Below are 6,082 nucleotides of genomic sequence, written 5' to 3' on the forward strand. Positions count from 1 at the left end.
CGTTCAGCGTTCTGCGCCGGCGCCGCGGACGGGCAGCGTCACCGTCACGGTGGTGCCGCGGCCCTCGGCGGTGTCGAGGGCGATCCGACCGCCGTGGCGCTCGAGGATGCCCTGCACGATCGGGAGCCCGAGCCCGATGCCCACGCCCGGGCGCGTCGTGAAGAACGGCTCGAACGCCCGGGCCGCGATCTCCGGCGGCATGCCCGCGCCGTCGTCCTGCACCGCGACCTTCACGGTCTCGCCGTCCTGCTCGAGCGCGAGCGACACGCGGCCGCCCTCGCCGACCGCCTGCGCGGCGTTCCGCACGAGGTTCACGAAGACGTGCACGAGGCTCGGGCGGTTCCCCTCGACCGGCGGCACCGGGACGAGCCGCTGCTCGAGCACCGCGCTCATCTCCTTGAGGGCGGGCTTCGCGAGCCGCGCCGCCTCGTCGAGCACCGAGGCGAGGTCCACGAGCTCGGCGCGCGCGCCGGAGGGCTTCGCGTAGGCGACGAGGTCGCGCGCGAGCCGCTGGATGCGCTGGCCCCCCTCGCGGATGGCGCGGAGCTTCTCCACGTCGGCGGGGTCGTGCCCGGCGTTCTGCAGCTTCTCCACGAGCACGTCCGAGTACATGTTCACCGCGGTGAGCGGGTTGTTGAGCTCGTGCACGACGCCCGCGACGAGCCGGCCGATGCCGGCGAGCCGCTCGGCGTGCTCCGCCGCGGCCTCGAGCGAGCGCACGCGCGTGAGGTCGTGGCCGATGGCGATGACCCCCTCGACGTCGCCGGCCGCGCCGAAGATGGGGGCGGTGTTCACCGCGATGCGCGCCTCGCGCCCCGCGGCGAGGAGCCGCGTCTCGAACCCGTCCACCGACTCGCCCGAGAGCCCGCGCGCGAGCACCGCCTCCACCGCGGCGTGCTCCTCCGGCGGGATGCGCGCGAGGAGATCGCCCCCGAGCGCCTCCTCGCGGGCGACCCCGGTGAGCCGCACCAGCGCGGCGTTCCAGACGATCACCTCGCGCGCCCGGCTCGCCACGAAGATGAGCGCGTTCGCGTGCTCGATGAGGTCCTCGAGGTAGGTCTTGAGGTAGGTGAGCTCCTCGACCGAGCGCAGGTTCCGGACGCCGAGGGCGGCGTGGTTCGCCACCTGGTACAGCAGCGACGCGTCGGAGAGCGGATCGCCCGGGCCGCCGCGCGCGTACTCGAGGTTCACGATGCCGAAGAGCTGCCCCGCCACGGCGAGCGGGACCGCGCTCGCCTCGTCGCAGCCCGCGAAGAGCGGCACGTCGCGCTCGACGATCTGGACGCCGCCCTGCTCGAGCGCCGCGCGCGAGAGGCCGGTGCGCTCGACCGCGATCGCCTTGAGGGCGAGCCGGCCGCGCGCGAGCGGCCGGAGCCGGCCGCGGGCGTACAGGGTGGTGAGCGCGAAGGTCCTCGGATCGACGAGCCGCACGCAGAAGGAGCGCGCGGGGAAGAGCAGCTCGAGCGCGCGCGCCACCGCGGCGGTGATCTGGTCCTCGCTGCGCGCCTCGGCGAGCTCGCGGGAGAGGGCGAGGAGCACGCGCGGGACCGCGGTGTCCTCGTCGGGCAGCGCCAGGGCGAGGGCGGCCGAGCCCAGGACCGCGCCGCTCTGCGCGGGCGTGAGCGCGGCGGAGACGTCGACGCGGGCAGGCACGCCGGCGACGCTCGTGCGGTAGCTGCGGATCGTCCCGGGGAGCGGGGTGGGGACCTCGCCGTCCACCGGCGGGAGGAGCGCGCCGAGCGCCGCGCCGCGGAGCGCGTCGGCGTCCTGCCCGAGCGCCCTCGCGAACGCCTCGTTCGCGAGCTTCACCACGCCGTCCTCGAGGACCACCGCCGGCACCGCCGCGGTGCGGAACACCTCGCGCAGCACGGCGTCGTCCACGCGCGGGGCGGGCCGCGGGGGCCTCCGCCGCGGCGTCGCGCGGGCCGATCGCTTCCGCGGCCGTGCCTTCTCCTTGCGTGCCACGCGCTTCCCCCGCAGTGACTCTAGCACGCGGAGCGGACGCGCCGACGAAGGCGGCGGCCGCGGCCTTCAGCGCCCGGCGCGATGTGCGGCGATGGCGGCGGACATCACCTCGCGCACCGGGACGCCGCGCTCGCGCGCGCGGGCGAGGCAGTCGTCGTACTCGGGGTGAGCGCCCAGCTCGCGCCCGGCCTGCCACGCCACCTTGACCCGCACGACCCCGTAGGGCGTCTCCACCTGCTCGAAGGTGCGCTCGAGGGCGTCCCGCTCGACCGCGTGGCGGCGGACGCCGAGCGTGGTGGTCTCCGCGAAGAGCGCCTGGGTCACCGCCGCGCGGCGCGGCTCCTCGCACAGCGCACCCAGGAGCATCCCCGGGCGTCCCTTCTTCATGGTGAGCGGCGCGGCCCACGCGTCGAGCGCGCCCGCCTCGAGCGCGGCCTCGATGGCGCGCGCGACGAGCTGCCCGGGGCAGTCGTCGAGGTTCGCCTCGAGCACCCACAGCGCCCCGGCGCCGGCCTCCGCGGGCGCGCCGCCCGCGGGGCTCGCGCCCGGGGCGAGCGGGACCTCCTCGGCGAGCGTCATGCGCAGCACGTTCGGCCGGTCCGGCCAGGTGACCGTCCCGACGCCGTAGCCGATCCGGCGCGGCACGAACGGCGGCAGGGGCCCCACCTGGGCGAACTCGGCGAGGAGGGCGGCGCCGGTGGGCGTGACCGCCTCGCCGGGAGGCCCGCCGGGCCGCACGGGCGTGCCGGCGAGCAGCTCCAGCACCGCCGGCGGGGGGATGGGCACCGGCCCGTGCGCCGTCCGGGCGATCCCGCGCCCGAGCTCGGGCGGCGCGGACACCACGCGCGGCCAGCCGAGCAGGTCGAGCGCCACCGCCGCGCCGCACAGGTCCACGATCGAGTCCACCGCGCCGACCTCGTGGAAGTGCACCTCCTCGACCGGCACGCCGTGGACCTTCGCCTCGGCCCGGCCGATCCGCTCGAACAGCCCGCGCGCGGCGGCCTTCACCCGCGGCGCGAGCGCGCTCGCGTCGAGGATGCCGAGGATCTCGGAGAGCGACCGCGCGGGCGGCTCCTGCCCCTCCACGACCACGTCCACGTGCGTGCCGAGGATCGCCGAGGCGCTCCGGCGCTGCACCTCGAGCCGCCAGCCGGGCACGCCCAGCGAGCGGAGCGCCTCCTCGAGGCGGGCGCGGTCGACGCCCAGGTCGAGCGCCGCTGCGAGGAACATGTCGCCGGCGATGCCGCCGATGGGTTCGAGGACGAGCAGAGGCTGCATGGAGAGGCTCCTACTCGCGCGCGATGAGGCCCGCCACGAACGCCGCCCCGAAGCCGTTGTCGATGTTCACGACCGTGACGTTGGGCGCGCAGGAGTTGAGCATGGTGAGGAGGGGCGCCATGCCGCCGAGCGAGGCTCCGTAGCCGACGGAGGTGGGCACCCCGATGACGGGCCGCCCCACGAGGCCCCCCACCACCGAGGGGAGCGCGCCCTCCATGCCGGCCGCCACGATCACGGCGCGGGCCCGCTCGAGGTCCGCCCGGCGCGCGAGGAGCCGGTGCAGGCCGGCGACGCCCACGTCGTAGACCCGGATCACCTCGAGGCCCATCACGTCGAGCGTCACCGCCGCCTCCTCGCAGACGGGGATGTCGCTCGTCCCGGCGCAGCAGACCGCGACCGGCCCGCGCGCCGGGACGTCCATGCGCCCCTTGCGCAGGGTGCGCGAGACCGGGTCGTACTTCGCCCCCTTCACCGCGCGCCTCACCGGCGCGGCCTTGTCCGCCGCGAGGCGCGTCACGAGGAGCGGCCCGCGGGCCGCGAGCTGCTTCGCGATCGCGGCGACCTGGGCGCCGGTCTTGGCCTCGGCGAGCACCACCTCCGGCATGCCCACGCGCAGCGCGCGGTGCGTGTCGATCGTGGCGACGTCGCCGAGCCGCTCGAACGGCGCGTGCTTCATGTGCGCGACCGCGTCGTCGACGGTGGTGTCGCCATTGCGGACGCCGTCGAGGAGCCGGCGCAGCGTGCGTTCGTCCATGCCGGGGTGTCTAGCGCAGATCGAGGTGCGAGAGGAGCCTCGCGATCCGTTCCGGCTTGGGCATGACGAGGATGAGCCCCTCGAGGGCCCCGCGGTCGACCTCGGCGGCGAGGGTGAAGCGGGTGGCGAGCGCGATCGAGCCGGCGTGGGCGACGAGCCGCTCGACGCAGGCGCGGCCGCTGCCGCGCGCGAAGGTGGGCACCGACAGGAGCAGCTTCTCGCCGACCAGGGTCCCGATGGCGGAGACGAAGGCGCTCCCCACGATGTTGCCCGACTCCATGAGGGCGCTCTCGGCCATGCCGCCCCAGCCCTCGCCCGCGCCGGGCGGGAAGCCGAGCAGCGCCGCGAGCCCCTCCGCGTCCGCCTCGGGCAGGGCGAGGAGCAGGTCGCCCTGGAGCGGCCCCTCGAGCTTCACGCCGACGGCGACGAGGTCCTGGCCGAGCCCCCCGAGGAACACGGCGATCGCGCCCGCCTCGGCGCCCACCCACGCCTCGGGGACGTCCATCTCGATGCGCCGGCCGGCGAGCTTGCCGAGCGCGGTGATGGCCTGCCCGCAGCCGATGGTGGCGAGCTCCTGGAGGGCGTCGAGGTCTCGCGGGCCGAAGGAGGTCACGCCGAGAGGAGCCTCTGAACGTCCAGGATGAACACCGGCCGCCCGGTGCCGAGCACCGTCACCGCGGAGAGGCCGGGCACGAGGTCGAGCGGCTCGCCGAGCGGCTTCAGCACCGCCTCGTGCTGGCCGAGGAGAGCGTCCACCGCGAGGCCGACCCGCCCGCCGTCGCCGCCGTCGGCCACCACCACCGAGCGCTCGTCGAAGGGCGCGCCCGGGAAGCCGAGCAGGCGGGTGAGGTCGTGCACCGGGACGAGCGCGCCCTCGTGCTCCAGCACCGGCGTCCCCTGGCTCCGCTCGAGCCGGGAGAGCGCCACCTGCGCCGCGCCGTGGACCTTGGCGATGGGGATGCCGAGCACCTCCTCGCCGACGCGCACGAGCAGCACCGGCTGCACCGCCACGGTGAGCGGCAGGCGGAAGGTGACGCGCGTGCCCTTGCCGGGCACGGAGTCGAGCTCGAGCGTGCCGCCCACCCCCTCGACGGTGCGCTTCACCGCGTCGAGGCCGACGCCGCGGCCGGAGACGTCGGTGACGGTCTCGGCGGTCGAGACGCCCGGCAGGCAGGCGAGCAGGAGCGCCTCGCGCTCGGGGAGCTCCGCCGCGTCCTCCGCGCTGAGCGCGCCGCGCGCGACCGCGGCGGCGCGGAGCTTCTCGGGGTTCATGCCGCGCCCGTCGTCCGAGATCTCGAGGATCACCCGGTCCCGCTCGCGGCGAGCGGTGATGGCGAGGGCGCCGGTGGCGGGCTTCCCGGCGAGGAGTCGGAGGTGGGGGAGCTCGACGCCGTGATCGACGGCGTTGCGCAGGACGTGCAGCACCGGGTCCGACAGCTCCTCCAGGATGGCGCGGTCGAGCTCGATCTCCGCGCCGCGGATCTCCACCTCCACGCTCTTGCCGAGCTTGCGCGCGACGTCGCGCGCCGTGCGCGGGAGCCGCTCGGTGACGAGGGCGAGCGGCGTCATCCGCACCGTCATCACCTTGTCGTGCAGGTCCTTCACGATCGCGTGGAGCCGGTCCACGCCCTCGTCGAGCGCCGGGCGGGCGCCCTCCGGCAGCGCCCGGCCGATCTCGCGGATGCGCGCGGTGGCGAGGATGAGCTCGCCCACCGCGTCGAGGAAGCCGTCGAGGATCTCGGTGCGGACGCGCACCGTGCGGCTCGCCTCCCCGGGCGTCCCCTCGCGCGCGGGCGCCGGGGCCGGCGCGGGGGCGCGCTCCGCCTCCGCCTCGCGGAGCGTGACGGCGGCGATGTCGGAGATCTGCGCGAGGGCGCGCTCCACCGCCTGGAGCGACTCGGCGGTGTCGAGCAGGACCTCGAGGCGCTTGCCCGGGATGCGGCCGGCGCGGAGCTCCTCCACGGACGGCCGGGCCTCGGCGACCTGCCCGAGCGCGCCGAGCTTCTTCACCACGAGGAAGCCGCGCACCGCCGGCACCGGGCAGGACCCGGCGATCTCGACCTGCACCTGCACGCGCCGGGCGGT

The 6,082-nt window shown here is 76.3% G+C and carries 5 protein-coding genes; all 5 read right to left on the reverse strand.

Annotation, left to right across the window (positions count from 1 at the left end):
- Positions 1-3 precede the first annotated feature (3 nt).
- Positions 4-1,881 carry an ATP-binding protein gene (locus MNY60_RS08500; protein WP_242360410.1) on the reverse strand — a complete coding sequence of 626 codons (1,878 nt, stop codon included), beginning with the start codon at positions 1,879-1,881 and terminating at the stop codon, positions 4-6.
- 150 nt (positions 1,882-2,031) lie between these two features.
- On the reverse strand, positions 2,032-3,243 hold the full coding sequence (larC, locus tag MNY60_RS08505) for a nickel pincer cofactor biosynthesis protein LarC (protein ID WP_242360411.1): 1,212 nt from the start codon (positions 3,241-3,243) through the stop codon (positions 2,032-2,034).
- A gap of 10 nt (positions 3,244-3,253) precedes the next feature.
- Positions 3,254-3,997: a nickel pincer cofactor biosynthesis protein LarB gene (gene larB / locus MNY60_RS08510; RefSeq protein ID WP_242360412.1), complete on the reverse strand. Its 744-nt coding sequence runs from the start codon at positions 3,995-3,997 to the stop codon at positions 3,254-3,256.
- A 10-nt stretch (positions 3,998-4,007) separates the two neighbouring features.
- Positions 4,008-4,610: a chemotaxis protein CheC gene (locus MNY60_RS08515; RefSeq protein ID WP_242360413.1), complete on the reverse strand. Its 603-nt coding sequence runs from the start codon at positions 4,608-4,610 to the stop codon at positions 4,008-4,010.
- Positions 4,607-6,082: chemotaxis protein CheA (locus MNY60_RS08520; protein WP_242360414.1), on the reverse strand; the 1,476-nt coding region annotated here is incomplete at its 5' end. The genes MNY60_RS08515 and MNY60_RS08520, both read right to left, overlap by 4 nt.

The organism is Anaeromyxobacter sp. SG17 (assembly GCF_022690695.1).
Classification (GTDB): Bacteria; Myxococcota; Myxococcia; order Myxococcales; family Anaeromyxobacteraceae; genus Anaeromyxobacter; species Anaeromyxobacter soli.

Excerpts from the sequence above, each read along its gene's own strand:
- larC (WP_242360411.1), bottom strand. The coding sequence starts at position 3,243 with ATGCAGCCTCTGCTCGTCCTCGAACCCATCGGCGGCATCGCCGGCGAC.
- larB (WP_242360412.1), bottom strand. The coding sequence starts at position 3,997 with ATGGACGAACGCACGCTGCGCCGGCTCCTCGACGGCGTCCGCAATGGC.